The organism is Thalassolituus sp. UBA2009 (genome assembly GCF_002335285.1).
In the GTDB taxonomy this organism is placed as follows: domain Bacteria; phylum Pseudomonadota; class Gammaproteobacteria; order Pseudomonadales; family Oceanobacteraceae; genus Venatoribacter; species Venatoribacter alkanivorans.
This window is the reverse complement of the sequence record NZ_DDCJ01000087.1, coordinates 1-3,110: the sequence shown is the minus strand read 5'-3', so window position 1 is coordinate 3,110 and position 3,110 is coordinate 1. Positions and strand designations below refer to the sequence as shown.

The window sequence follows — 3,110 nt, the reverse complement described above, 5'->3', positions numbered from 1 at the left end:
TCTGCGGCCAGTGGAATATCCTGGGTAATCACCAGATCGCCGGCACTGCAGCGCTGCACAATCAGGTTGTCGGCAACATCGAAACCGGCTTCTACCTGCACTGCTTTAAGAAAGGGAGATGGCGGCAGTGGCACGGCATGGTTGGCAACAAAATACGCCGTCATGCCGGTACGGACAGCGGCTTTGCAGATCACATCACGAACAGGGCGTGGTGTGGCGTCGGCATCAACCCAGATGGTGGGCATAGAGAGTGTCCTTTAGTCTGCGAATAGTCATTATTTTCTGATTGGGCCAATCAGGCGGGAGTATTGTGCCAATCTGTGTGGGATCAGGCCAGTTTGGCGTTTATTCACCTGTGCGTTAAGCGGGTGAGGGCATAGTTTTAACCGCACACAACAAAACAGCAACGCGTAAATGCACCAGAGCTGCTTGTAAACATAACAATAAATGCTCTCACATTTCAGATGAGGATCCGCTGATGAATACATCTGTAACTACCCGTACTCCGGCCGATGTGGAAATTAAACCACGGCGCATGCATTTTCCTTTTGGCAATATCAAAGAGCGTTTTTTCTTTGCCGGAAACTCTCTCTTATCCGTGTTTTTTGGTGCACTGTCTTCGACCTTTCCGCCGGGTGAGGCAGAATTTATTGCCTCGGTGCGGCAGTATCGTGACCGTATTACCGATCCCTCATTAAAAGAACAGATCCGTGGATTTATCGGTCAGGAAGGCCACCACAGCCATCAGCACAAGCAGATTAATGAAGCGCTGCGGAACCTGGGGATTGAGGCGGTTAAGCTGGAGCATCATTTGGAGCGTGATCTTCAGCGTTTTACCCGGCGCAAATTCGCAACACCGAAATTCCGTTTGGCGATGACAGTGGGCATGGAACATATGACTGCGATTATGGCGGAATTCGTGCTGCAGAATCCGGAAGTACTGGAGCCACTGGAAGAGTCTGTACGAGATCTTCTGTACTGGCACGCCGTTGAAGAAATTGAACATAAAGCCGTGGCTTTTGATGTGTATATGCAGATGGAAGGCGACCGAAAATATCTGCGCCGTGTACTGAAACTGGCGACCTTTATGTTTAATGTGCGTATCGCGTTATACATGGTGGCATTGCTGTGGTGGGCGCGTAAATTTCCTTCATGGAGCGATATCAAAGGTTTCCGTCGCTTTATGTACGGTAACAAAGGAATGCTGACGAATATCCGCCAGCCATACCGTGATTTCTTTAAGGAAAGTTTTCACCCCTGGGATCACGACAACCGTGCTCTGATTGAAAAGTGGCAGAATGAACTGCGCCGCGAAGATCCTCAGCCGGCATAAGTTGCAGCCGGGGATTCTTTACAGGGCGTAATCACTGCAGGGTTACAAAATGGGTCATCGGGCGATAGTCTGACAGGCTACGCTGAGGGAGAACGGATCATGCCGTTCTCCTGCCTTCTCTCTGGCGGGTTGAATACGTGGTGCCGTGTTTTTTTTGGCTGCGCCGGAGGCCCGATATGAAATCTGCTTTTCTGCTGTTACTCAGTTTGTGCATTATCCCGACCGCTGCCGCCCGTGATTACGTGGTCGGCGTAGAGAACCTGGAATACAGCCCGATTTATGCCACCAATAATGGCAAATATGAGGGCTATGCCCGCGATCTCCTTGATGCGTTTGGCAAAGCTTCCGGGCATACCTTCAGCTATCGTCCATTACCGGTAAAACGTCTTTTTGCTGATTTTTTAGGCGGTAAGCTCGACTTTAAATATCCGGATAACCCGCAATGGGCTGCGTCGGAACGCGGTGATAAAACGCTGTATTACAGCGAGGTAACGCTGGTGGCCACTGATGGTGTCATGGTGGCTGCGGCACGCGAGCCGGGTAAAACCCTGACCAGACTGGTCACCATACGTGGCTTTACACCCTGGGTGTATATGGATGCCATTGGTAAGGGCAGCATCGCCTTGCAGGAGGTTAATGATCTGGATGCAGCACTCAGCAGCGTGCTGGCTGGCCGTGCCGAAGGGGCTTATGGCAATGTGGTGGTTGCCGCCAAACGTCTGCAAGAAAATGGTCAGGCGGGGGCATTGGTGTTTGACCGTGAACTGCCTTATGCCGATGCCGATTTCAGTTTATCGACGATGGCCCATCCGCAGGTTATCGACGAATTTAACGCCTTTCTGCGTGACCAGGCGGATCTGGTCGCTGCGCTGAAAAAGCGTCATGGCGTCGATATTGATTAATGCCCGGAAAACAGCGGCCAGCAGGTAAAACTGTTGCACTGGCATGACTGGTCAGGCACAGAAGAGGCGGTCATACTGGCCGCTTTTCTGTGGCGGAATCCCGTATGAAAACCACTCTCCGTATTGATATTGTCTCCGATGTTATGTGTCCGTGGTGTGCGATTGGCTATGCCAGTCTGCGTCAGGCGCTGACGGCAATGGAGGGCAAAATTGTCGCCGATATTCACTGGCAACCCTTTGAACTGAACCCGGATATGCCGGCCGAAGGGCAGAACCTGCGTGAACATCTGGCAGAAAAATACGGCAGCAGCGACGAGGAAAGCCGCGCTAACCGTGAGCGTATTACGCAGATGGGTGCCGGTTTGGGCTTTACCTTTAATTTCCGCGATGAGCAGCGCATTCTCAACACTTTTGCCGCTCATCAACTGTTGCACTGGGCGGCGGAGCAGGGCAAACAAACCGAGCTGAAGATGGCGTTGTTTACGGCTTATTTCCGTGATGGACGCGATGTCAGTAACACTGAAGAATTATGTGCGATTGCGGCAGAAACCGGGCTGGATGCCGGAGAAGCGGCTGCCGTACTGGCGGAAGAACGCTATGCCAACACCATCCGTGCCACCCAGCAGCAGTGGCAGGAAGTGGGTATCCGTTCGGTGCCGGCGGTTATTCTTAATCAGAAATACCTGATTTCCGGCGCTCAGCCACCGGAAAGTTACGTTAAAGCCTTAACCGAAATCCTGTTTGCCGCCGACGAATAGTCCGTTCGTTCGTGTCAGCCGTTATTTTTCTGATAACGGCTGACCAGCCACAGCGCCAGCATCATCACCGCAGCGCCCGCTGCCAGCCGTAACACATCGGTATCGCGGTTCCAGATC

General features: G+C 52.3%; 4 protein-coding genes. 3 read left to right on the top strand and 1 reads right to left on the bottom strand.

The genetic code is table 11. From position 1 onward, the window contains the following. On the bottom strand, positions 1–245 hold a 245-nt coding region (locus B3P58_RS10740), incomplete at its 3' end, for a DUF188 domain-containing protein (protein WP_286717468.1). 233 nt (positions 246–478) lie between these two features. On the opposite strand from B3P58_RS10740, the gene B3P58_RS10735 reads away from it, so the two are divergent. The 3 genes from B3P58_RS10735 to B3P58_RS10725 all read left to right on the top strand — a co-directional run bounded on the left by B3P58_RS10735 (position 479) and on the right by B3P58_RS10725 (position 2,993). Then, positions 479–1,333 carry a metal-dependent hydrolase gene (locus B3P58_RS10735; RefSeq protein WP_145466464.1) on the top strand — a complete coding sequence of 285 codons (855 nt, stop codon included), beginning with the start codon at positions 479–481 and terminating at the stop codon, positions 1,331–1,333. Positions 1,334–1,509: 176 nt separating this feature from the next. Next, positions 1,510–2,235, top strand: a complete 726-nt coding sequence (locus tag B3P58_RS10730) for a substrate-binding periplasmic protein (protein WP_145466463.1) — start codon at positions 1,510–1,512, stop codon at positions 2,233–2,235. Positions 2,236–2,339: 104 nt separating this feature from the next. Next, positions 2,340–2,993, top strand: a complete 654-nt coding sequence (locus B3P58_RS10725) for a DsbA family oxidoreductase (protein ID WP_286717465.1) — start codon at positions 2,340–2,342, stop codon at positions 2,991–2,993. Positions 2,994–3,110 lie beyond the last annotated feature (117 nt).